The organism is Neopusillimonas aromaticivorans, from assembly GCF_030344915.1.
Classification (GTDB): Bacteria; Pseudomonadota; Gammaproteobacteria; order Burkholderiales; family Burkholderiaceae_B; genus Neopusillimonas; species Neopusillimonas aromaticivorans.
Map to the genome: position 1 here is coordinate 2,429,756 of NZ_CP128233.1, position 23,538 is coordinate 2,453,293.

Genomic DNA, 23,538 nt, shown 5'->3' on the forward strand with positions numbered 1-23,538 from the left:
CGCTGCGCCTTTTTCTCTTCACTGTGCGTCTTACCCAGATAAAACTTGCCGGCTTCAAATCCTTTGTCGAGCCAACAGTTATTCCTACGCCCAGCCAATTGGTTGGCGTGGTGGGGCCGAACGGCTGCGGCAAGTCGAACATCATTGATGCCGTGCGTTGGGTGCTGGGTGAAACCCGTGCCTCAGAGTTGCGTGGTGAGTCCATGCAAGATGTCATTTTCAATGGGTCCGGCCAACGCAAGCCAGCGGCCAGGGCATCGGTTGAACTGGTCTTCGATAACTCAGAGGGTCGGGCCGTAGGGCAATGGAGCGTTTATTCCGAAATTGCCGTACGCCGGGTGCTTACCCGTGACGGCACCAGCAGCTATTTCGTCAACAATCAGCAGGTACGCCGACGGGATATCCACGATATTTTTCTGGGGACCGGGCTGGGTTCGCGTGGCTACGCCATTATTGGTCAAGGCATGATCAATCGCCTCATCGAGGCGCGTCCGGAAGAGCTCAGGGTTTACCTCGAGGAAGCTGCCGGTGTTTCACGTTACAAGGAACGACGTCGGGAAACCGAGAATCGGTTAGGTGACACCCGTGAAAATCTGAATCGGGTAGACGATATTTTGCGTGAACTCGATGGTCAGTTGCAGCGCCTTGAGGCCCAGGCCGAGGTGGCTACCCGCTATCGCGCCTTGCAGGCCGAAGGTGAGCAGAAGCAGCAAGCGTTGTGGTTGTTGAAAGAAGAAAATGCACGTGGCGATCAAAAGTCCCGTTTTCTGGCGATTGAGCAGGCACAAACCGAGCTCGAGGCCGCCGTGGCCGGGTTACGACATCTTGAGGCCGATCTCGAGTCTCGTCGCCAGGCGCATTATCAGGCCGGTGATCGCGTTCATGCCGCCCAGGGGCGTTTGTTCGAGGCCGGTGCCCTGGTCAGTCGCCTTGAGGCTGAAATTCGCCATGTGGTTGATTCTCGTTCGCGTGTTCAGGCGCGCCGTGCGCAATTGCAAAGCCAGCAACTTGAGTGGCAAGAGCAAAGTACCCATTGTGCGGACCAGATTGCACAAACCGTGGAAGATCTTGAAATCATCAAGGGACAGTCGGAAGATTTGCTTGAGCAGCTTGACCAGGCAAACGAACGGCTTCCCGCCATCGATATCCGCGTGCGCACGGCCAGTGCGTCTCGTGATGAAATGCGCACCGTTTTGTCGCGGGTTGAACAAAGTCTGGCGCTGGTCGCCCAAACCCAGCGCGATGCCGACCGCCAAATCGATTCCTTGCGTCAGCGTCGAGAGCGCCTCGAGCACGAGTTGCGTGAACTGAACCCGCCGGATCCTTCCGGGATCGACCGCTTGTCCGGTGAGCTTGAACTGTTGCAAGGCCAGCTTGAGGAGGCCCAGGGGCAGGTTGTGTCGCTCGAAGAGCAGCAGCCGGCACTTGAGGATCAGCGCCAACGTGCCCAGGCCGAAGCCCGGCAAGAGTCGGCGGCGGTGGCCCGTCTTGAGGCGCGTTTGCTTGCCTTGGTGAAGCTGCAGGACGATGTTCAGAAACAAGGCACCTTGCAGCCCTGGCTCGCAAAGCATGAGCTGACTTCCTGGCACGATTGTGGCAACATGTGCATATTCAGGCTGGCTGGGAGCCGGCGCTCGAAGCGGTGCTGCGCGAATGTCTGGCGGGCCTCGAGGTGCGGCATCTCGAAAATGCCCGTGCTTTTGTACAAGATCCACCGCCGGCCCGGCTGGCGTTTTATCAACGTCCCGTTGCCGGCCCTGCTGTCGCAGCGCCGCATGGTCTGCAACCCGTGGCCGCATTGCTCAAGCTGTCAGATCCCGATTTGAGGACGTTGCTAGAGCACTGGCTGTCCGGGGTGTATTGGGCCGACGACCTCAATCAGGCGCTGGCCCGTCGCAGCGAATTGCCGCCAGGCGCGGTTTTTGTTGTTCGCGAGGGCCATCTGGTGGATGCGCATAGTGTGCGTTTTTACGCGCCTGACTCAGAACAATCCGGTTTGTTGGCTCGACAGCAGGAAATCGAGTATCTGCAACGCGAGATCAAGGCCCAGCAACTGATTGCCGATCAGGCCACAGGGGCCGTGGCGCGTGCCGAATTGGCCTGGCAGGGCGTTGCGCAGGCGATGGGGCCGGCACGCACGCGTGTGTCTGAACTCACACACCGCGCACATGATGTTCAGTTGACCTTGTCCCGATTGCAGCAACAGGCTGAACAATCCGGTCAGCGGGCCGTGCGCATACATCAGGAAGTGACCGAAATCGAGGCCCAGGTCACCGTACTTAAAGAAACGCGTGAAGAAGCGGAAGCCCGTTTTGAAACGCTTGACCTTGAACTGGCCGATATTCAGGGTCGTTTCGCCGACGCCGAACTCTCCGGTGAACGTCTGGCGCAGGAAGCCGAGCAAGCGCGTCAGGCTGTGCGTGATCTGGAACGACGGTTGCAGGAGCACCAGTTTTCGGAACGCTCGGCGCAGTCCCGTCTCTCCGATTTGCAACGTAATCTTCAGCTGGCCCAAGAGCAGGTGCGTCGAGCGTCCGATGAGCTCGAGTCCTTGCAGGGTGAGTTGTTTGAACTGGATGCCTCTGCCGCTCAGGCCGGCTTGCAAGACGCTCTGGAACAACGTGCGGTGTGCGAGACAGATCTGGCCCAGGCGCGCATTGAGCTGGATAATCTGGCCGCGTCGCTACGTGACATTGACGAGCAGCGCTCGACGAATGAACGTTCGCTTGAGCCTTTGCGGGCCCGCATTACCGAGCTGCAGCTTCAAGAGCAGGCGGCGCGTCTTACCGTTGAGCAGTATTCCGAGCAGCTGGATGCGCGTCAGGTCAATCGCGATGCCTTGCGGCAGTTTCTGGCAACGCAACCTGAGACATGGCAGCGGGTGGGTTGGTTACAATCAGAAGTGCAGCGCATTTCGCGTGACATTGAGGCGTTGGGTGCGGTGAATCTGGCGGCCCTCGACGAACTGAATCAGGCCCGGCAGCGTAAAGATTACCTCGATGCCCAGCATGCTGATTTGTGTCGAGCCATTGAGACGCTTGAAGATGCGATTCGTAAAATTGACAAAGAAACCCGCGAGCTGTTGCAAGAGACATTCGACACGGTGAATCATCATTTTGGCGAATTGTTTCCCCGCTTGTTCGGGGTGGAGAAGCCAAGCTGATCATCACCGGCGAAGAAATTCTCGATGCCGGGGTTCAGGTCATGGCCCAGCCGCCGGGCAAGCGCAACAGCACCATTCACCTGTTGTCGGGCGGGGAAAAAGCACTGACGGCAACGGCATTGGTGTTTGCCTTGTTCAAGTTGAATCCGGCACCGTTCTGTTTGCTTGACGAAGTTGATGCGCCGCTCGATGATGCCAACACCGAACGTTACGCCAATCTGGTCGGCAGTATGGCCGATCAGACGCAGTTTTTATTTATTTCTCACAACAAGATTGCCATGCAGATGGCGCGTCAGCTGATCGGGGTTACCATGCAAGAGCAGGGTGTGTCGCGTATTGTGGCGGTCGACATCGAGTCGGCATTGCAGCTGGCGCAGGCATGATGATCAGGAATCGGGGCCGCATGGCGGGGTTACAGGCATGAGTGATTTACAAATCGGGCTGATTGCCCTGGGCGTTGTGATTCTTCTGGGCGTGCTCGCCTACAACTGGTGGCAAGACCGCCGGGTCAGGCGGCAGATGCAGGCGCAGTTTCCGCCTACCGATGAAGATCCGCTGCTTGGCGGTCTGGCGCCCCCGGGCGGTGCCCGCAAAGAGCCGGGGTTGACGACGATCTTGCCGCCAGTTGCAGGTTTCGCGACCACAGAAGCCGATAATGCCAATGACGATCCCGCCGAGGAAGTTGATGCGGTTTGCGAAGCAGTGATCGATATAGTGTTCACGTTGCCGGTTCCTGTGGGTCAGCTGGCCGAAGCCCTGTCGGCGCTGGTGCCCGCGACGGGAAAACCGGTTCGTTACTTTTGCGAATTGCCCTCTGGTCGCCATTGTGCCGGGCTGCCGGCCGGGGAAAGCTGCTGTGCCTTGCAGATTGCCGTACTGAAAGCCAATCGCAGTGGGGCCCTGTCCGCCATCGAATGGTCGACGTTCTGGACCGCCGCGCAAAGTGTGGCTGAACGGTTTGACGGTTCGGTTGAGGGGCCTGAACAAGACGAGGTGGTTGAGCAGGCTCAGGCCCTTGACACCCTGTGTGCGGGGCTTGATGCGCAAGTGGGGCTTGCCTTGCAGCTGTCCCGGCCGCAGTCTGCGGACGCGTTGCGTGACACCCTTACTGACGCGGGGTTTGTTCGTGTCGGACGCCATATGGCCTGGGTGGCTGAAACCGGCGCTGCACGTTTTACCTTGCTTTTTGACGGCCAGGCCGTACCCGAGTCCAGTGGTGCCGAAGTCAGCCGGCTTGATCTGTTGCTTGATTTGCCCAACACCCCGGCTGATCACCAGGCGTTCAGTCGTATGGCCAGTGTGGGTCGTGATCTGGCCCAGCGTCTCGATGCGGTGCTGGTTGACGATCAGGGGCGTTCTGTTGCCCAGGCGTCCGACACCACGATCGACAAGCAGTTGGCCGCGCTGTACGACCAATTGGTTCAGGCGGGTTTTGAGCCGGGCTCAGTGCGTGCATCCAGGTTGTTTTCATGACGGCTGTGACGCAAATTCCTGCTGAGGTCATACGGCAGGTCGAAGGCTTGCGCCATGAAATCAACGCGCACAATACGCGGTATTACGTTTACGATGCCCCCATTGTTTCCGATGCCGAATATGACCGCCTGATGGCGCAATTGCTGGCGCTTGAGGCACAGTACCCATCGCTTGTGTCACCCTTGTCGCCAACGCAGCGGGTAGGCGGTGCTCCTGTGGCGGCGTTTGACACGGTGCGTCATGTGGTCCCGATGCTTTCGCTGGATAACGGTTTTGATGCCGATGATGTCCGTGCGTTTGACCGGCGCGTGACGGAAGGCCTGCGTGACAGCGGCTTGCTGGGCGCGGCAGACAAAGTGGCCTATCTGGCCGAATACAAATTTGACGGGTTGGCCGTTTCATTGCGTTACGAGCGTGGGCAGCTGGTGCAGGCGGCTACGCGTGGCGATGGCCAGCAAGGGGAAGATGTCACCCACAATATTCGTACCTTGCGTTCAGTGCCTCTTGAGCTCAAGGCCGGAGCACCCGAGGTACTCGAAGTGCGTGGTGAGGTGTTCATCAATATCCGTGATTTTGAACGCCTCAACCAGGCCCAGCAAGGGCGCGGTGAAAAGATCTTCGTGAACCCGCGTAACGCGGCGGCGGGCAGTTTGCGCCAGCTCGATCCACGCATTGCGGCCAAGCGTCCGTTACGGTTCTTTGCTTACGGTTGGGGTGACCTGACCACATCGCCGCTGCCCGAGCAATCGGGGATGCTCGACTGGCTGGAGTCGCTGGGGTTGCCTGTCAATCCCGATCGTCGTGTTGTCAAGGGCGCCGAAGGTCTGTTGTCATTTTACGAGCAGGTGGGCGAGCGTCGCACCCAGCTGCCCTTTGACATCGATGGCGTGGTTTACAAGGTCAACAGTTTGCGTGGGCAGGACGTGCTGGGGTTTGTCGCGCGAGCCCCCGGTTTGCACTGGCTCACAAGTTTCCTGCGCAAGAGGAAACCACGACCTTGCTGGGTATCGACATCCAGGTTGGGCGTACCGGTGCAATAACGCCTGTGGCACGACTCAAACCCGTGTTTGTGGGTGGGGTAACGGTGACCAACGCCACACTGCACAATGAGGATGAGATCCGTCGTAAAGATGTTCGTATTGGCGATACGGTGATTGTGCGTCGTGCGGGTGATGTCATTCCTGAGGTGGTGGGCCCCATCATTGAGCGTCGGCCGGACAGTACGGTACTGTTTCAGATGCCGACTCAGTGTCCGGTCTGTGGTTCGGCGATCCATCGCGCTGAAGATGAAGCGATTTCACGCTGCACCGGCGGCTTGTTCTGTGCCGCCCAGCGCAAGCAGAGCCTGCTGCATGCAGCAGGCCGCAAGGCGCTTGATATCGAGGGGCTGGGCGAAAAACTGGTCGATCAGCTGGTTGACAGCGGTCGCGTCAAGTCGATTGCTGATCTGTTTTCCTTGCGCGTCGAAGACTTGCTGCTCTACGACCGCATGGGGCGCAAGTCCGCCGAGAATCTGGTGGCTGCCCTTGAAAAGGCACGTACCCCAACGTTAGGGCGGTTGCTTTTTGCGTTAGGTATTCGCCATGTCGGCGAAACCACCGCCCGAGATCTGGCACGTCATTTGGGCTCGGTCGATGCGGTCATGCACGCAACCGAGGAACAGCTCCTGGCTGTTCCTGATGTCGGGCCGGTGGTGGCGCATGCCATCCAGGAGTTTTTGCCGAAGCGCACAATCGCGATGTCATTGCCGCGCTTGAACAGGCTGGAGTGCGGCCCAAACTCGATGCCGAGCCTGTGCGTCAATTGTTGTCGGGTAAAACATTGGTGTTGACGGGTACGCTGCCAACCCTTACACGCGATGTAGCCACGCAAATGATCATGGCTGCCGGTGGCAAGGTCAGTGGGTCGGTATCAAAGAAAACGGCTTGGGTGGTTGCCGGCGAAGAGGCTGGCAGCAAATTAGCCAAGGCGGTTGAGCTGGGAGTGCCTGTACTGGATGAAGAAGGCTTGAAGGCGTTGCTGGCCAGCGGCTGATACAAAGTTGGAAACTGAATTGCAAATCCGAAAAGACCACTAAAACGGCCCACGATTTATTTGATCGTGGGCCGTTTTACCGTCGTCAATCGGCACACTCATCGTGCCTTGAGCGGTACTGTTGCCGTAAGCTCCTGGGCTGCCCGGAATGTTCTTTCCGGTACTTCGCTGCCATCAGGAAGCCTGGCAATTACTGGATCTTCGCTTCGTCCATCAGGCTTTGCTGAAATTTGGCCAGCTTTTCCTGGCGCATCATTTCTTCGAGTTGCGGCTTGACTTCAGAGAGTTCCGGGAAGTTGACCGGGCGTGCGTCGTCGACCTGCACAATATGCCAGCCGAATTGTGTCTTGACCGGTTCTTGCGTCATTTCACCTTTCTTCAGACCTTCAACAGCCTGGGCAAATTCGGGCACGTAGCTGGCCGATTGCGACCAGCCCAGTTCGCCACCTTTCTGGCCGCTGCCGGGGTCAATCGAGTTCTTTTTGGCGGCTTCTTCAAAGCTGATGTCTTTGGCCTTGAGTTGCTTGATGAGCTCTTTGGCCTTGTCTTCTTCAGCGACCAGAATATGGCGCACCTGGTATTCCTGGCGGTTGGCCTGATCTTTCTTGATGGCTTCGTATTCTTTGTTCAGCTCGGCTTCGGTCACCGGGTTTTTCTTCAGGTAGTCTTCCATGAGGGCGCGCACCAGAATGCTTTGGCGGGCCAGTTCAAGTTCTTGCTTGACCGCGTTGTCGCGGTCGATTTTTGCCCGTTCGGCCGCTTGTACAGCCACCATTCGCCCGATCATTTCCTGCTTGACCTGTTCGCGCAGCTGCGGAGAATCTTGTGCACCCTGGCTGATCAGCAGCGTAACGAACTGGTCAACCTGCGCCTGGGTAAGCGGCTTGCCATTGACGGTCGCTACATTCTGCGCGTAAACGGGCAACGAAATAGCGCAGGCAGCGGCGAACATGACGAGTTTCTTCATAAACTTCCTTGAGTTAGTTGACCGAGGCGACAATGGCCAGGGCATGAATTGGAAAGGGGATAAGATCGTTGAGCTGATCATACACGAGCCGATGTCGCTGCAAAATCCGCAATCCATCGAATTTCGGGCTGCTGATAATAACCCGGAAGTGGCTGGCGCCTGACTGGCTGCCGGCATGGCCGGCATGCAGGTGGGATTCATCGATAATTTCGAGTTGTGTGGGTTCCAGCGTTTGCAGACGGGCGTGTATTTGTTCGGATAGCGTCATGGTCATGGATTCGACAGTTCAAGGTTCAGGGTTTCTTTGATGTGCCGGCTTAGCCATACCGATTGCGCCACGACGAACACCAGCAGCAGGGCCATCAGGCCAAATACCTTGAAATTGACCCATTGCGATTCGGTGAATTGCCCTGAGAAGGCCACATAAAGATTCAGGGCCCCTGATGCAATAAAAAACGCCGACCAGCTGTAGCTCATTTTGTCCCAGATTGCGGATGGAAGCTCAATTTGGCTGCCCATTATCTTTTGCAGCAGGTTTCGCTTGAAAACCCAGCGCCCTGTCAGTAATATGCCGGCAAAAATCCAGTACAGGACGGTAGGCTTCCATTTGATGAAGGCGTCGTCCTGAAAGACGAGCGTGGCGCCGCCAAAAATAACAATGACCCCAAGGTTGATCCAGTGGGTTGCTTCAAGGGTTTTTCCGGTGGCCTTCAGCCAGATGAACTGGGCTACGCTGGCGGCAATGGCAACCGCCGTAGCCACATACATACTGTCAGCCAGTCGGAAGGCTACAAAAAAAGGATCAGGGGGAAGAGGTCAAACAGAAATTTTTTCATGCGTCGGGCTCAAATGACAAGGATAACGAGTTGATGCAATAACGCAGTCCGGTAGGGGGCGGTCCGTCGGGAAAGACATGCCCCAGGTGAGCGTCGCATGAAGCGCACATGACTTCAGTGCGAATCATGCCGTGGCTCGTGTCGCGCGCTTCAAGAATCACGTCTGGGGAGACCGGTTCGAAGTAGCTCGGCCAGCCACAGCCGGCATCAAATTTGGTGTCCGACCGGAACAGTGCGGTGCCGCAACAGGCACAGTAATAGGTGCCTGCCTGCGTCGTGTTCCAGAATTGGCCGGTGAAGGCACGTTCAGTGCCTTTCTGGCGTGTCACGTAAAACGCCTCGGGGCTAAGTTGAGCCCGCCATTGCTCGTCAGTCTTGATGACTTTGTTCATGCTGATCATCCTTCGTATGTGCCGATGCACCTTATGGGTACAACCGGAATGTTAATCGACTTTGAAAATCCGTTTCGGTTCCATTGTTCGAATTGCTGGTCGGCTTATGCAGGGAATCCCCTAGCTTTCGAGATTTGTAAACTGTGTTAACTTTCTCGCCAATCAATCTAACCATTCAAGGAGACAAAATGAACTCAGATGTTTTCCCGAGGCACTGACCCGGTGCCCGCCAGTTTTTGTGGCTTTCGGGGGCGTAATGTGCGCTTTCCATCTCTAATTCTTTGGTGTTTCAACAGATGGACTCAACAATCTTTTTCATTCTGCTTCAAGATGGCGTCCTGAACGGCGCGGTCTATGCACTGTTGGGGCTGGCTCTGGTACTTGTGTTTCTGGTAACCCGGGTCGTCTTCATCCCTCAGGGGAGTTTGTGGCGTATGGTGCCTTGACGCTGGCGTTCATGGTCAACGGGCAAATTCCCGGTACCGTGAAACTGCTGCTCATCGTGGGTGTCATCACATTCATTGTTCAATTGGTTTCGGCAGCACGCCGCAACGAGTGGGCCGGGTTGCCCAAGGCAGCCCTGGGTACCCTGGTCTTGCCGGTTGCACTGTATTTTCTTGCGCCCTACGTCATCAGCGACACAACACCGTTGTGGCTGAATGTCGTGTTCGCACTGGCACTGGTCATACCGCTCGGCCCCATGATTTACCGTCTGGCCTATCAGCCGGTGGCAGAAGCCAGCGTACTGATTCTTCTGATCATTTCGGTGGCTGTTCACTTCGCGCTGCTGGGCCTTGGTCTGGTGTTCTTCGGTGCCGAGGGTGGCGCACGCCGCCGTTCATGGAAGGTCAGATCGAGTTCGGTTCGGTCATCTGGTCTGCGCAGACCTTCTTTGTGCTGGGTACATGTGCGGTGCTCATCATTGCACTGTGGCTCTTTTTCGGGAAAACACTGTATGGCCGCGCCTTGCGAGCTACCGCTGTCAATCGTCGCGGTGCACGTCTGGTCGGTATCAGCACCAACATGTCGGGTAGCCTCACGTTCACACTGGCTGCGGGCATTGGAGCGCTTTCCGGCATGCTTATTTCCCCGGTTACCACCATTTACTACGACACGGGCTTCCTGATTGGCCTTAAAGGCTTCGTGGCTGCCATTGTTGGCGGTATGGTCAGCTATCCGCTGGCGGCAGTTGGCGCATTGTTCGTCGGTATTCTCGAGGCGTTCTCGTCCTTCTGGGCCAGTGCCTACAAAGAGGTTATTGTGTTTACCCTGATTATTCCCGTGTTGTTGTGGCGTTCATTTGGCTCTGCGGGCCATCATGACGACGAGGAGTGACGCCATGAATCGAATCATTCTTGCTGTATTTATCGTTATTTTGGCGGCGCTGCCGCAAATGGGTGCAACCCCGAGTTCTGGATTACTCAGCTCAACTACATTGGTCTGGCGTCGCTGGTCGTGCTTGGGCTTGTCCTCCTGACTGGCGTCGGGGGTTAACCTCGTTCGGTCAGGCGGCGTTTGTCGGGTTGGGGGCCTACTCAACGGCGTACCTCACTACGGCAATGGCCTGGTCACCCTGGATGGCGCTTGTTTTTGGTCTGGTCCTGACTCTTATTGTGGCTTTTGTCCTGGGCGGCATCACGTTGCGGCTGTCGGGTCACTACTTGCCGCTGGGTACGATTGCCTGGGGTCTGTCGCTGTTCTACATTTTCGGTAACCTCGAAATGCTGGGTCAGTACGACGGTATCGCCGGTATTCAACCCATCGAGATTTTTGGCCTCAGCCTGGGCAGTGGTCGTGAAATTTACTACCTGATCTGGGTGGCGGTATTGTTGGCTTTGTGGGCAACGCACAACCTGCTGAACTCCCGCCCCGGCCGCGCAATCCGTGCGCTCAAAAGCGGTTCGGTCATGGCCGAGTCGTTCGGCATCAACATGGCGACATACAAAATCATTATTTTTGTCTATGCCGCTTTGCTGGCGTGTGTATCGGGTTGGTTGTATGCCCATATGCAGCGCGCGGTCAGCCCAAGCCCGTTTGGTCTGAACTACAGTATCGAATACCTGTTCATGGCCGTGGTCGGTGGCGGCAGCAGTGTCTGGGGTGCTGTGGTGGGGTCGGGTCTTATCCTTACCCTCAAAGACCAGATCCAGAACGTTTTGCCCAAGCTGCTGAACACAACAGCCAACTTCGAGCTGGTGGTGTTCGGTATCCTGATGGTGCTTGTGCTTCAGTATGCCCGTGACGGTGTCTGGCCCATTTTTGCTTCCTTCTGGCGCGCCATTACCGGTCAGACGGCTCAGCGCAAGCTGCCACCGCCACCCGAAGCCGAGGCGCTGCCCATGCGTGTGCGCCCCGAGCCCGGTACGCTGGTCCTTGAAGTCGATAAGGCACGTAAAGAGTTCGGCGGTCTGGTGGCGGTCAATAACATCAGCTTCAAACTGAAAGCCGGCGAAATCATGGGGCTCATCGGGCCGAACGGTGCTGGTAAAAGTACGACATTCAACCTGATTACAGGCGTTCTGCCGACCACATCGGGTCGTGTCGAGTTTCTGGGAAACCGCCTTGACAAGCTGCCTTCGCGCGAAATTGCCCGCCTTGGCGTGGGCCGCACATTCCAGCACGTTCAGTTGTTGCCCACCATGACTGTGCTCGAAAACGTGGCTATCGGTGCCCACCTGCGCCGTAACGTGGGTGTGGTTTCTGCAGCTTTGCATACCGAACGTCGCAGCGAGGCTGAACTGCTGCATGAAGCCGCCAAGCAGCTTCAGCGTGTCGGTTTGGGTGATTACCTGTACGAACAGGCAGGCAACCTGGCCCTGGGCCAGCAGCGCATTCTTGAAATTGCGCGTGCCCTGGCCGCCGACCCCGTCTTGCTGTTGCTTGACGAGCCGGCTGCCGGCCTGCGCTACAAAGAAAAGCAGGAATTGGCCAAGGTGCTCGACCAGCTGCGTAAAGAAGGCATGAGTATTCTGCTGGTCGAACACGATATGGACTTCGTCATGAACCTGACCGACCATCTGGTGGTCATGGATTTCGGCACCAAAATCGCCGAAGGCTTGCCGTCTGAAATTCAGACCAATCCAGCCGTGCTCGAAGCCTATCTGGGCGGTATTGACGACGATCTCGATCTTGATGAAGAAGGCGCACCAGCAGCGTCGCCAGCGACTGCCGGGGAGCAGCATGACAACTACAGATAAATCACTCTTGCATGTCACCAATCTGGTCAGCCAGTACGGCAAGGTTACGGCACTGGCGGGGGCCAACATCACGGTTCCGCCAGGCAGCATTGTGACGGTGATCGGTGGCAACGGGGCCGGCAAGTCCACGATGCTGAATTCAATCATGGGCTCATTGCCCATTGGTGGTAGCAGTGTGGGTCAGGTCAGTTACCTGGGTACCGATGTGTCCAGCTGGCAAGTTGAAAAGCGTGTGGCCGGTGGTATGTGTCTGGTTCCCGAGTCTCGTGAACTGTTCGGCAGCATGTCGGTTGAAGACAATCTGTTGCTGGGCGGTTTCCGCCTGTATCGGGCCGGCGTGTCGGGTTGGCGCGAGAAAATCGAAGAGGTTTTCGAATTGTTCCCCGCCTCAAAGAGCGTCGCACGCAGCAGGCAGGTACGCTGTCAGGTGGTGAGCGCCAGATGCTGGCCGTGGGTCGTGCCCTGATGGGGCAGCCCAAATTGCTTATGCTGGACGAGCCCAGTCTGGGTCTGGCGCCTCGCATTGTTCGTGAAATCTTCCAGATTATTGCGCGTCTGCGTCGCACCGGTGTTTCCATCTTGCTGGTCGAACAGAACGCCCGTGCGGCCTTGCAGGTCGCTGATTACGGCTATGTGCTGGAAACCGGTGAAATCGTTCTGGAAGGCCCTGCCAAAGACCTGGCCGATAATCCGCGGGTTATCGAAAGTTATCTGGGGCTGGGTAACAAGAAAGAAGCCGAAGAGCACGCCTGATCACGGGTTGGCTATCGGTAAAACACGGGCTACACCAGGTTTGTGGCCCGTTCAGGGCACAAGATTTCGGTCTTGTGCCCTTTTTTCACGCGTAATGGCGGCTCATGGCTTGCGGGTTGACCAGAGTGCCATCGTGAATGACATAAAACTGGTCGGCAAGATCGGCGGCGACGCCAGGGGCTTCGCTGGCCATAATGATGGTGTAGCGTTGCTCTTTGAGCATGGTCAGCGCACGCGCCATGGCAGAAGCTACCGTTGGGTTGATGCTGTCGTTGATTTCATCGAGCAGCAAGACGGTGGTACCCAGCCGCAGGGCTCGGGCAACCGCCAGCAACTGGCGCTCGGGTGTCTGCAGGTGGCTGATGGGCTGGTGCTGAAAGGGCTTGAATACCGGGAAAATATCGTAGATGTCGGCCAGCGACATGCCGCCACCCAGTGTCGATTCGCCTTCGACGGGAAGCAGCAGGTTTTCTTCGCAACTTAAGTCGTCAATAAGGTGCTGTTCTTCAGGGCAGTAACTGAGCCCAAGCGGCTTGATGCTGTCGGGTGGCAAATGAATGGATTCGGTGCCATTGATGCGCACAGAACCGGTGCGAGACCCTGCCAGACCCAGTAAAGATCGCAGTACGGTTGTTCGTCCTGAGCCATGGCGACCCAGAAGACAGACCAGCTGCCCGGGGTCGACCCGAAGGTTGACGTTTCGTAACACATGGGACGTGTGGTACCAGGCGTTGAGGTCGCGCACGTCAAGGGCGGGGTGTGACATTATGCCCCCTTCATTCTTATGTAAGCCGTTATTGTCGTGGTGTGGGTGACGCCTGTTCAGTATGTCGCGCGGCTTCGCGGAACGCTATGGGGGTTTGTCATACCCTATGGAAATCCCCGATCAGGCGGCCTGATTCTTGTGCCTGTACTCGCACAGGTCAGCAATGCCGCATTGTGTACATTTTGGGGTTCGGGCAACGCAAATATAGCGCCCGTGAAGCAGGATCCAGTGGTGGGCGTCAACCAGAAACTCTTTGGGAACAAGGCGTACCAGGCGATTTTCGACCTCAAGGACGTTCTTGCCAGGAGCAATACCGGTACGGTTCGAGACCCGGAAGATGTGGGTGTCAACGGCCATGGCGGGCTGGCCAAATGCGGTATTGAGCACGACGTTGGCGGTTTTGCGTCCGACACCCGGCAGGGCCTCCAGGGCCTCACGCGTGTCGGGTACCTGGCCGTCGTGTTTTTCGATCAGCAGGCGGCAGGTTGCAATGACATTGGCGGCTTTGGTTTTATACAGACCAATGGTTTTGATGCATTCGGTCAGGCCGTCAAGCCCCAGTTCCAGAATGCCCTGTGGCGTTCCGTAGTGCGGGAAAAAGCGGGCAGTGGCAATGTTCACCGACTTGTCGGTGGCCTGGGCCGACAGCATCACGGCGATCAGCAACTGAAACGTGTTCCCGTAGTGCAGTTCGGTCGTTGGGTGGGGTTGGCCGCTTGCCAGCGGCTGAAGATTTCGTAACGCTTTTCTTTATTCATGCCTGTTGCTGGCGCTTTGCGCGGGCTCGCGCCAATGCCTGGGCAATGGCTTGCTGGCGTGTCTGAGCGTCGCTGTTGGCTGCCGTACTCAGTGCAGCCTTGTTGCTGAGCGTGCGAGCTGCCAGCGGCTGGTTCTCGGGGTGTTTCTGGTGCAGACGGGCCAGCCGTTTCTGGTGTCGTTGTCGCGCGGCATTGGCATGTGCAGGTGTCCAGTCGTAGCCTGCCGGATGCAGGCTGATGCAATCGACCGGGCAGGGTGGCAAGCAAAGCTTGCACCCGGTACACAGGTCAGGTACGACGGTATGCATTTTTTGTTGGCCCCCACAATGGCATCGACCGGACAGGCCTGGATGCAAAGGGTGCAGCCTATGCAGTGCATTTCGTCAATGACGGCCAGAACCAGCGGTGCCGGTTCTCCGCATTTGGGGTCAAGGGGAATTTCCGGCAACTGCAGCAGGGTTGCCAGAGCCTGCACGCCGGACTGCCCGCCCGGCGGACAGCGATTGATTGCTTCGTTATTGCTTGCGATGGCTTCGGCGTAGGGCCGGCAGCCCTCGTAGCCACATTGCGTACATTGCGTTTGTGGCAAAAGGGCATCGATCTGGTCGGCGGTAGCCTTGGCGGTCATGGCAGGGTCAGGCGTACTTGCGGAAGAATTCAGCCAGCTGGGGGCAATGGTTTCGCGCCAGCGACGGCCAGAGAAAATACCATAGTGACCGCAGCCTGGTGCTGTGTAGTGCTGTTTGTGCGACTCGGGGATGTTCTTGCACAGGGTTTGGGCTGCGCGGGTTTGACCCAGGCCGGAAATATCGTCGAGCTCGCCTTCGATGGTGAACAGGGCGATACCAGTGATTGCGGACGGGTCCACCCGTTTGCCGTCGACTTCCCATTCGCCCCTGGGCAGCAGTTGGCGCTGGAAGACTACGTCAATGGTGTCAAGGTAGAACTCGGCCGGCATGTCGAGCACCGCGTTGTATTCGTCGTAGAAACGCTGGTGGGCGGCAGCGTCGCTATTGTCGCCCTTGATCAGGTTCAGGTAATAGTCGTAATGCGACTGTGCATGACGGTCGGGATTCATGGCAATGAAGCCGCTATGCTGCAAAAAGCCGGGGTAAACCTTGCGGCCAAACCCGGGGTATTTGGCCGGTACCCGATGGATCAGATTGTCGGCGAACCAGCGGTGTGATTTTTTACGGCCAGTTCATTGACCTGGGTGGGCGATTCACGGGTGTCGATGGGGCCACCCATGAGCGTCATGGTTTTGGGCAGACAGGGTGCGTTTTCGGCGGCCATCAGCGAAACAGCGGCCAGGACCGGGACAGTGGGCTGGCACACCGATACGACATGAGTGTCAGGCCCAAGAAATTCGAGAAATTCGCGAACGTAGGCAATGTAGTCGTTGAGGTGGAACGGCCCATGGCGCAGGGACACCATGCGGGCGTCGACCCAGTCGGTGATGTAAACGTTGTGGTTGGGCAGCAAGGCCTTGACGGTATCACGCAGCAGCGTGGCGTGGTGGCCCGACAAGGGCGCGACCAGAAGCACGACGGGGTCTTGGGTATCTGCCGGTACGTCTCGCTTGAAATGCACCAGCTTGCAGAACGGCTTTTCAAATGCGGTTTCGTCGCGCACCGCTACGGTTTGGCCGTTGATTTCTGTGCTTGTCAGACCCCATTGCGGCTTTTCGTATTCTTTGCCCAATCGGTGGACCAGCGAGTAGCTGGCTGCAATCTGACGGGATACCGGCGTGTAGGCCAGCGGGCTGTAAGGGTGTGAGAACAGCTGGGAACTCTGGCCTGTGAAATAGGCCAGAGGGTTCAGGAAGGCGCGTTGAAATTCGTGAAAGTCATAAAGCAAGATGGTCTCCTACCAGTAGTTTTCGACAGCCAGGTTACCGGGGACACCGCGTCGGCCGGCAACAAAACCTTTGGTTTTGAGCAGGTTGCGGGCATCGGTCACCATGGCTGGATTGCCACAGAGCATGATTTTGTGGGTGGCTGGATCAAGTGGAGCATTGGCCAGGGTTTCAAGCTGACCGTTTTCAATCAGGGTCGTGATACGGGCCCTGGGGGTGTCGGGCAGTGATTCTTGTGTCGGGATGGGCAGGTAAGTGAACTGAGCGTTGAACGGCGCAGTACCTGCGCAGCCCTGCCAGCGCGCGATTTGGTCGGCGTAGGCCAGTTCTGCGCAGGTACGCACACCATGCACCAGAATGATGTGATCGAAGGCTGACCAGGTGGCTGGGTCGTGCAACATGGACAGGTAGGCCGATAAACCGGTTCCGGTGGCGATCAGCCACAGTGTGCCGCCGGGCTCAAACCGGTCGATGGTCAGGAACCCGAACAGTGTGCGGTCAATGTAAACAGCATCACCGGCTTTCAGTTGAGCCAGGCGCGGGCTGAATTCGCCGTCGGGAACCACAATGGCGTAGAACTCGAGTGGCGATTGCTGCGGGGCATTGACCAGCGAGTAGGCACGCCATACCGAGGGTTCAGCACCGGGCTGGTCGGGTGCGGCAAGCCCAAGGCGTGCAAATTGCCCGGCCTTGAAGTCGAAGTGTTCAGGGCGGCTGACCGTGATGGAAAACAGTTTTCCGGGCACCCATTCACGGGTGCCCAGGACGGTTTCCTTGACGTACTTGCTGTCGGTCATGCGTTAACGCTGCAGGTACTTTTCTTTGTCGGCCACGCCATTCCATTGGTCGGCATCGGGCAGGCTTTCTTTGGAGCGGCTGATTGATCCGAATACCGGTGTCAGTTCGGCGTTGATGGCAATGAAACGAACCTGGTCGGCAGGCAGATCTTCTTCGGCAAAAATGGCGTTGGCCGGGCATTCGGGCACACAGACGGCGCAGTCGATGCACTCGTCGGGGTCAATTACCAGAAAGTTGGGGCCTTCGCGAAAACAGTCGACGGGGCAGACATCGACACAGTCGGTGTACTTGCACTTGATGCAGTTTTCGGTAACAACGTGGGTCATGAGACGCTCCGGAAAGTAAACATTGCAATAGTTGAACGCCCGAAATGAACCTGGGCGGCGTTAAACATTACAATGCACACTTGCCTGGGTGGGTGGCAAGAGTTTCACTGCCACCATTTTACTCAATAAAAATTGGGTACACACTCTAATTCCGGGCAGGGTCTGCCCTGACCGCATTTGCGTCCTCTCGTTCGAATGATTATTACCTCTTTGCTCGACACCGACCTGTACAAGTTCACCATGATGCAGGTGGTGCTGCACCAGTTTCCGGCAGCCCAGGTCGAGTATCGCTACAAGTGCCGCACCCCCAACGTCAACCTCTCGCCTTACCTGGACGAAATCAGGTCTGAAATCCACGCCTTGTGTCAGCTCAAGTTTACTGAAGAAGAACTCGAGTACCTGCGTAGCTTGCGCTTCATGAAAAGTGATTTCATTGATTTCCTGGGGTTGTTTCATCTGCCGGAAAAGTGTATTCATGTGGGGCTGGGTGAGGCTGATGGTGAAATATCCATTTCAGTGAAAGGTCCGTGGCTGCACACGATTTTGTTCGAAATTCCGGTGCTGGCCATTGTCAACGAGGTGTATTTCCGCAATACCTGCACCGAGCCTGCCTGGACGGAAGGGCGTCAGCGCCTTCAGCAAAAAATGCAGCTGGTCACCGACGACCCTGCGCTGGCCGATTTTCGCGTGGCCGAATACGGTACGCGCCGGCGCTTTTCAAGCAGTGGCACGATGAAGTGGTACGCACCATGAAGGCCCAGATGGGTGTCCATTTTGCGGGCACCAGCAATGTCATGATGGCGATGAACCATGGTGTGTTGCCCCTGGGGACGATGGCCCACGAGTACTTGCAGGCGTGCCAGGCTCTGGGGCCCCGGTTGCGCGATTCGCAGGTGTTTGCACTCGAGGTCTGGGCCAAAGAGTATCGGGGTGACCTGGGGATTGCCTTGTCCGACGTGTATGGCATGGATGCCTTTCTGCGCGATTTCGACATGTATTTCTGCAAGCTGTTTGATGGAGCCCGCCATGATTCCGGTGATCCGTTCATCTGGGGTGAGCGCATGCTTGAGCACTACAAGGCCAACCGTACCGACCCCCGTACCAAAACCCTGATTTTTTCCGATGCCCTGACGATTCCTCGCGCCATCGAGCTGGCCCGTCGTTTTGCCGGTCGCTGCAAGGTATCGTTTGGCATTGGTACCAACCTTACCAATGATCTGGGGCATGAGCCCTTGCAGATTGTCATGAAGATGGTGCGTTGCAATGGGCAGCCAGTGGCCAAGGTATCCGATTCCCCGCAAAAAACCATGTGCGACGACACGGCGTATCTGGCGTATTTGCGCCAGGTGTTTCAGCTGCCGCCCGCGTGATCTGGCCGGATGGGGCTGTTTCACCGGTTCGGCTTCGCCCAAATGAGTCAGGTTCCATGCGATTAAACCGTCTTTCGATAGCGTCAAAATTAGTCTTTCAACACAAACAACGAGGTCAACATGAGTGATATCAAGCGCCTTGAAATGGGCAAGCGTCTTTCCGAAGCCGCCGTACATAACGGCGTGGTTTATCTGGCTGGCCAGGTTCCCACCGACTCAACCAAAGATATTGAAGGTCAGACCGCCGAAGTTCTGGCGGCAATTGACCGTCTTCTGGCCAGTGCCGGATCCGATAAAACCCGAATTCTCATGGCCCAGATTTTTCTGGCCAACATGCAGGAATTCGATGGCATGAACAAAGCCTGGGATGCCTGGGTTCCTGCCGGTAATGCGCCTCCCCGGGCGACGGTCGAGGCACGTCTGGCCAACCCTGACCTTAAAGTTGAAATTGTCATCAAGGCGGCGGTCGCTGTCTGACAGGTTTTAACCATCATGTCTGAAACGCCCGAGTTTTCCTTCGAAAGTCCGTTTGATGCGGCCTGGTTCCAGGCCGTAACCGATGGTTTTGACGATGCCGGGCGAGCACAGATGCAGCAGGCTGTGCAGTGGGTGCGCGAGCCGCTGCGAGGTGAATGCGCCCTTACCGGCGAGCCCCTTGACCAGCATGCCGCCGCTGTGGCGCTGATTCTGGTGGGGCTGGGCTCTGATGCGGCCACACGTATCAGTGCGGTTCTGGCGACGGTACGCGACGAAGCCCTGTTCGACCCGACACCCAAGAAAGATCCGCTGGTCAAGACATTTGGCGCGGATGTGGCCACCATGGTGCATGGTGCCCGCGCGCTGCTCAGGCTGGGTTACATTGCCGGGCAGAATACCGTCGACACCAAGGCCGAGGCCGACCAGAAAGAAAAGCAGCGAAAAATGGTGCTGGCCATGGCTGCCGACCTGCGCATTGTCATGCTGCGGTTGGCGTCACGCTTGCAGTCGTTACGCTGGTATGCCAGCTCGAAGCGGCCTTGTCCTGCCGAATTTGCGCGCGAAACCATGGCGGTATTCACGCCGCTGGCGAACCGGTTGGGCATCTGGCAGGTCAAGTGGGAAATGGAAGATCTTGCCTTTCGTTTTCTTGAGCCTGAAACCTACAAAGAGATTGCGCGCCAGCTTGAAGACAAGCGCGTCGAACGCGAGGCCCTGATTGAGCGTGTTGTTCATGAACTGCGCGAGGCCCTGGTTTCGGCGGGGATTCAGGCCGATGTGTCTGGCCGGCCAAAACATATTTACAGCATCTGGAACAAGATGCGTAATAAAAACCTGCAGTTTTCGCAGCTTTTCGATTTGCGGGCGCTGCGTGTCATTGTGGATGACGAACGTGATTGCTATGGCGTGCTGGCACAGGTGCACGCCATGTGGACCCCGGTTTCCGACGAGTTCGATGATTACATTGCGCGTCCCAAGCCCAATGGTTACCGGTCATTGCACACTGTGGTCAGTGATCATGAAGGCAAGACCTTCGAGATACAGATTCGTACCCGTGAGATGCACGAGTTTGCCGAGTACGGCATGGCGGCACATTGGCGTTACAAGGAGGCCGGGCGCAAGGGTGGTACGCAGGTGGCTTCGGGCGACTATGAACGCAAGGTCACCTGGATGCGCCAGTTGCTGGCCTGGGGCGGTACCGGATCAGGCCAGGCGGTTCGAAGCCTGTTTGACGACCGTATTTACGTCATGACGCCGCAAGCGCGTGTGCTTGAGTTGCCGGCGGGTGCAACCCCGGTCGATTTTGCCTATTACCTGCATACCGATCTGGGGCATCGCTGCCGTGGGGCGCGGGTGGACGGGCAGATGGTGCCGTTGTTGACCCGTCTAAAAACCGGGCAAACCGTGGAAATCATCGCGGCCAAGTCCGGCGGGCCCTCGCGCGACTGGCTGAACCCGCAACTGGGGTACCTGGCCAGCAACCGGTCCCGGTCAAAAGTACGGGCCTGGTTCAATGCGATTGAACTGCAGGAACGTATCGCCCAGGGTCATGCCATGGTCGAAAAAGAATTGCAGCGCCTGGGCAAAACGGCGGTCAACCTCGAGCAGATGGCCAGTCAGTTAGGCTTTGCGCGTGCCGATGATTTGTATGTGTCAGTCGCCAAGGACGAATTCAGCCTTCGGGCCATCGAGCAGCATTTCCGGGAGCCGCAGGCGGTTGCGGCGCCGCCGGAATCGGTTGTGCCAGGTCAGGTGTCCTATGCGGCGGCACATGACAACGTTGTGCGTACCGGCAAGTCGGGCGTTCTGGTGGTCGGGGTTGACTCATTGCTGACCCAGCTGGCGCGGTGTTGCCGGCCGGCACCCCCGATAGCATTGTCGGCTTCATTACCCGGGGGCGCGGGGTTTCAATTCACCGTGCCGATTGTCCGTCGTATGCGGCGTTGGCCCAAAAGCATCCTGAGCGCATCATTGATGTCGACTGGGGTGATACCGGTGACACCGTGTATCCCGTATCACTCAGTATTCATGCCCCTGACCGCATGGGGCTATTGCGTGACCTGACCGATGTGTTCGGACGTCTGCGGCTGAATGTCGTCAGTGTCAACACCCAAAGTCGCCGTTCGCTGGCGCACATGGTCTTTACCGTGGAAGTTCGTAATGGCGAGCAGATCGCACGTGCCTTGACGGCGTTGAACGAGCTGTCCGGCGTGACGGCGACCCGCTTGTAGCGGCTCGTGTCTGCGCACGCGGGGTGGCACTGTTAAAATGGCAGGATTCCGTAATGCAGCCCGTTTTGCGCGGGCTGGCACAACCAGAGAGTAGCGCCTTGAAACCGTATAACCTGCCCGATGAACAGGGTCATTTTGGTCGTTTTGGTGGCTCTTTTGTGGCCGAAACGCTGGTGCACGCGCTTGACGAATTGCGCGCCGCCTACGACAAGTACAAAAATGACCCCGATTTCCTCAACGAGTTCCACTACGAGCTCAAGCACTTTGTAGGTCGGCCCAGCCCCGTCTACCACGCCCGTCGCTGGTCTGAAGAGCTGGGTGGGGCTCAGATCTGGTTCAAGCGCGAAGACTTGAATCACACGGGTGCTCACAAAATCAACAACTGTATCGGTCAGATCATGCTGGCACGCCGCATGGGCAAGCCACGCATCATTGCTGAAACCGGTGCCGGTCAGCATGGTGTAGCCACCGCTACAGTGGCGGCCCGTTATGGCCTCGAGTGCGTCGTCTACATGGGCAGCGAAGACGTGCGTCGCCAGGCGTCGAACGTGTATCGAATGAAGCTGCTGGGGGCCACGGTGGTACCGGTCGAATCCGGCTCGCGTACCCTGAAAGACGCTCTTAACGAAGCCATGCGCGACTGGGTCACCAACATCGAAAACACGTTTTATTGCATTGGCACGGTGGCCGGGCCACATCCGTATCCCGCCATGGTGCGTGATTTCCAGTCGGTGATCGGTACCGAATGCATTCAGCAGATGCCTGTTGATGCCGGTCGTCAGCCCGATTATGTGGTGGCGTCTGTCGGCGGTGGCTCCAATGCCATGGGTATCTTTTACCCGTATATTGATTTTTCCGATGTGGGTCTGGTGGGCGTCGAGGCGGCGGGTGAGGGCCTCGATAGCGGTCGTCATGCCGCCTCATTGAATGCAGGCGTGGTGGGCGTGCTGCATGGCAACCGCACCTATGTCATGCAAGACGAACACGGTCAAATCCAGGAAACCCATTCCATCTCGGCCGGGCTTGATTATCCCGGCGTAGGTCCTGAACACGCCTGGCTGAAAGATTCCGGCCGCGCACAGTATGTCGGTATTACCGATGCCGAGGCGCTGGCTGCTTTTCACAAGTGCTGTCGCACTGAAGGCATCATGCCGGCGCTCGAGTCGTCACATGCCATTGCGCATGCGGCTCGTTTGGCGCCGACCTTGTCCAAAGACAAAATCATCCTGGTCAATTTGTCGGGCCGGGGCGACAAAGACATGCATACCGTTGCCGAGTTCAGCGGTATTACCCTCTAGAGAAAAAATGACACAACACGATCGTCTGGCGGCTGCTTTTGCAGCCAAAGGTAGCCGGGCCGCTCTCATTCCCTACGTAACCGCAGGTGATCCATCGCCTCAATCGACGGTTCCCCTGATGCATGCGCTGGTTGAGGCCGGGGCCGATGTCATCGAGCTGGGTGTACCGTTTTCTGACCCGATGGCCGATGGCCCGGTCGTGCAGCGTGCAACCCAGCGGGCGATTGAAAAAGGTGTCGGGCTGGTTCATGTACTGGACATGGTCAAAGAGTTCCGCCGCACCAACGCGGTGACTCCGGTCGTCCTCATGGGCTATGCCAACCCTATCGAGCGTTTCGGTCAGGAAGCGTTCGCGCAACAGGCCGCCCAGGCAGGTGTCGATGGCGTACTGGTCGTCGATTACCCCCTGAGGAAATGATCGAATTCGCCGGCTATCTTGAAGCGGCCTCGGTGGCCCCTATCTTCCTGCTGGCTCCCACGTCCACCCAAGAGCGTGTGAAGAAAGTGGCAAAAATTGCTCGGGGTTATGTGTATTACGTTTCCCTCAAGGGCGTTACCGGTTCGGGCGCCATCGATATTGCCGATGTCGAGCAGCGCCTCGCATCCATTCGCCAGCACCTTGGCGTGCCGGTGGGGGTGGGCTTTGGCATTCGCGACGCTGAAAGTGCGCGGCGTCTGGGGCAGGTCAGTGACGCCGTCATCATTGGCAGCAAACTGATCGAAACCATGGAAGAAGCCGGTGCGGCGGCCGCTGTGGCCGGGCAGGATCCTGATACGGCAGCTGTGCAGGCCGCTAAATTGTGGCTCGCCGGTGTGCGCCAGGCCTTGAACTAAATTACTGAAT

Annotated in this window: 10 protein-coding genes and 12 pseudogenes; 12 read left to right on the forward strand and 10 right to left on the reverse strand. The window is 57.5% G+C overall.

What is annotated here, in order from left to right:
* Positions 1-23: 23 nt before the first annotated feature.
* The 4 genes and pseudogenes from smc (at position 24) to N7E01_RS13390 (ending at position 6,670) form a co-directional block, all read left to right on the forward strand.
* Positions 24-3,546: pseudogene (gene smc, locus N7E01_RS13375) on the forward strand (chromosome segregation protein SMC).
* A gap of 37 nt (positions 3,547-3,583) precedes the next feature.
* A complete protein-coding gene (locus N7E01_RS13380; RefSeq protein ID WP_289173216.1) occupies positions 3,584-4,636 on the forward strand; it encodes a cell division protein ZipA C-terminal FtsZ-binding domain-containing protein in 1,053 nt (350 codons plus the stop codon).
* Positions 4,633-6,467, forward strand: a pseudogene (gene ligA / locus N7E01_RS13385) (NAD-dependent DNA ligase LigA). The gene N7E01_RS13380 and the pseudogene ligA overlap by 4 nt, the downstream one beginning before the upstream one ends.
* Positions 6,431-6,670 carry a BRCT domain-containing protein gene (locus tag N7E01_RS13390; protein ID WP_289173217.1) on the forward strand — a complete coding sequence of 80 codons (240 nt, stop codon included), beginning with the start codon at positions 6,431-6,433 and terminating at the stop codon, positions 6,668-6,670. The pseudogene ligA and the gene N7E01_RS13390 overlap by 37 nt, the downstream one beginning before the upstream one ends.
* 190 nt (positions 6,671-6,860) lie before the next feature.
* On the opposite strand, the gene N7E01_RS13395 is transcribed toward N7E01_RS13390, so the two are convergent.
* The 4 genes and pseudogenes from N7E01_RS13395 to msrB all read right to left on the reverse strand — a co-directional run bounded on the left by N7E01_RS13395 (position 6,861) and on the right by msrB (position 8,865).
* Positions 6,861-7,637, reverse strand: a complete 777-nt coding sequence (locus N7E01_RS13395) for a peptidylprolyl isomerase (protein ID WP_289173218.1) — start codon at positions 7,635-7,637, stop codon at positions 6,861-6,863.
* A gap of 13 nt (positions 7,638-7,650) precedes the next feature.
* Complete coding sequence (locus tag N7E01_RS13400) at positions 7,651-7,911, reverse strand: BolA family protein (protein ID WP_289173219.1); 261 nt, start codon at positions 7,909-7,911, stop codon at positions 7,651-7,653.
* A pseudogene (locus tag N7E01_RS13405) lies at positions 7,908-8,473 on the reverse strand (septation protein A). Before N7E01_RS13405 ends, N7E01_RS13400 begins: the two are co-directional and overlap by 4 nt.
* On the reverse strand, positions 8,470-8,865 hold the full coding sequence (gene msrB / locus N7E01_RS13410) for a peptide-methionine (R)-S-oxide reductase MsrB (protein ID WP_289173220.1): 396 nt from the start codon (positions 8,863-8,865) through the stop codon (positions 8,470-8,472). The pseudogene N7E01_RS13405 and the gene msrB overlap by 4 nt, the downstream one beginning before the upstream one ends.
* A gap of 296 nt (positions 8,866-9,161) precedes the next feature.
* On the opposite strand from msrB, the pseudogene N7E01_RS13415 reads away from it, so the two are divergent.
* The 3 pseudogenes from N7E01_RS13415 to N7E01_RS19690 all read left to right on the forward strand — a co-directional run bounded on the left by N7E01_RS13415 (position 9,162) and on the right by N7E01_RS19690 (position 12,815).
* Positions 9,162-10,200: pseudogene (locus N7E01_RS13415) on the forward strand (branched-chain amino acid ABC transporter permease).
* A 4-nt stretch (positions 10,201-10,204) separates the two neighbouring features.
* Positions 10,205-12,062, forward strand: a pseudogene (locus N7E01_RS13420) (branched-chain amino acid ABC transporter ATP-binding protein/permease).
* Positions 12,046-12,815: pseudogene (locus N7E01_RS19690) on the forward strand (ABC transporter ATP-binding protein). The pseudogenes N7E01_RS13420 and N7E01_RS19690 overlap by 17 nt, the downstream one beginning before the upstream one ends.
* 85 nt (positions 12,816-12,900) lie before the next feature.
* Here the strand turns inward: N7E01_RS19690 and N7E01_RS13435 are convergent.
* The 6 genes and pseudogenes from N7E01_RS13435 to fdxA all read right to left on the reverse strand — a co-directional run bounded on the left by N7E01_RS13435 (position 12,901) and on the right by fdxA (position 17,318).
* Positions 12,901-13,581, reverse strand: coding sequence for an ATP-binding cassette domain-containing protein (locus N7E01_RS13435; RefSeq protein ID WP_289173221.1), 681 nt, complete (start codon positions 13,579-13,581; stop codon positions 12,901-12,903).
* Positions 13,582-13,701: 120 nt separating this feature from the next.
* A pseudogene (gene nth, locus N7E01_RS13440) lies at positions 13,702-14,339 on the reverse strand (endonuclease III).
* Positions 14,336-14,967: pseudogene (rsxB, locus tag N7E01_RS13445) on the reverse strand (electron transport complex subunit RsxB). The pseudogenes nth and rsxB overlap by 4 nt, the downstream one beginning before the upstream one ends.
* Before the next feature lie 7 nt (positions 14,968-14,974).
* Positions 14,975-16,196, reverse strand: a pseudogene (locus tag N7E01_RS13450) (polyhydroxyalkanoate depolymerase).
* A 9-nt stretch (positions 16,197-16,205) separates the two neighbouring features.
* Positions 16,206-16,991 (reverse strand): ferredoxin--NADP reductase, encoded by a 786-nt coding sequence (locus N7E01_RS13455; protein ID WP_289173222.1) that lies wholly within the window; start codon positions 16,989-16,991, stop codon positions 16,206-16,208.
* Positions 16,992-16,994: 3 nt separating this feature from the next.
* Complete coding sequence (fdxA, locus tag N7E01_RS13460; protein WP_289173224.1) at positions 16,995-17,318, reverse strand: ferredoxin FdxA; 324 nt, start codon at positions 17,316-17,318, stop codon at positions 16,995-16,997.
* A gap of 195 nt (positions 17,319-17,513) precedes the next feature.
* Between fdxA and pncB the strand changes: the two are divergent.
* From pncB to trpA, 5 genes and pseudogenes are all read left to right on the forward strand, one after another.
* Positions 17,514-18,688: pseudogene (gene pncB, locus N7E01_RS13465) on the forward strand (nicotinate phosphoribosyltransferase).
* 120 nt (positions 18,689-18,808) lie between these two features.
* The gene (locus tag N7E01_RS13470; RefSeq protein ID WP_289173225.1) at positions 18,809-19,165 is read left to right on the forward strand and encodes a RidA family protein; all 357 of its coding nucleotides are present in this window, start codon (positions 18,809-18,811) and stop codon (positions 19,163-19,165) included.
* Positions 19,166-19,180: 15 nt separating this feature from the next.
* Positions 19,181-21,396: pseudogene (locus tag N7E01_RS13475) on the forward strand (RelA/SpoT family protein).
* 53 nt (positions 21,397-21,449) lie between these two features.
* Complete coding sequence (trpB, locus tag N7E01_RS13480; RefSeq protein WP_289173226.1) at positions 21,450-22,694, forward strand: tryptophan synthase subunit beta; 1,245 nt, start codon at positions 21,450-21,452, stop codon at positions 22,692-22,694.
* 7 nt (positions 22,695-22,701) lie between these two features.
* Positions 22,702-23,528 (forward strand): annotated as a pseudogene (gene trpA / locus N7E01_RS13485) (tryptophan synthase subunit alpha).
* Positions 23,529-23,538: the final 10 nt, after the last annotated feature.

Excerpts from the sequence above, each read along its gene's own strand:
- fdxA (WP_289173224.1), bottom strand. The coding sequence starts at position 17,318 with ATGACCCACGTTGTTACCGAAAACTGCATCAAGTGCAAGTACACCGAC.
- N7E01_RS13380 (WP_289173216.1), top strand. The coding sequence starts at position 3,584 with ATGAGTGATTTACAAATCGGGCTGATTGCCCTGGGCGTTGTGATTCTT.
- N7E01_RS13470 (WP_289173225.1), top strand. The coding sequence starts at position 18,809 with ATGAGTGATATCAAGCGCCTTGAAATGGGCAAGCGTCTTTCCGAAGCC.
- N7E01_RS13400 (WP_289173219.1), bottom strand. The coding sequence starts at position 7,911 with ATGACCATGACGCTATCCGAACAAATACACGCCCGTCTGCAAACGCTG.
- N7E01_RS13455 (WP_289173222.1), bottom strand. The coding sequence starts at position 16,991 with ATGACCGACAGCAAGTACGTCAAGGAAACCGTCCTGGGCACCCGTGAA.
- N7E01_RS13395 (WP_289173218.1), bottom strand. The coding sequence starts at position 7,637 with ATGAAGAAACTCGTCATGTTCGCCGCTGCCTGCGCTATTTCGTTGCCC.
- trpB (WP_289173226.1), top strand. The coding sequence starts at position 21,450 with ATGCAGCCCGTTTTGCGCGGGCTGGCACAACCAGAGAGTAGCGCCTTG.
- msrB (WP_289173220.1), bottom strand. The coding sequence starts at position 8,865 with ATGAACAAAGTCATCAAGACTGACGAGCAATGGCGGGCTCAACTTAGC.
- N7E01_RS13435 (WP_289173221.1), bottom strand. The coding sequence starts at position 13,581 with ATGTCACACCCCGCCCTTGACGTGCGCGACCTCAACGCCTGGTACCAC.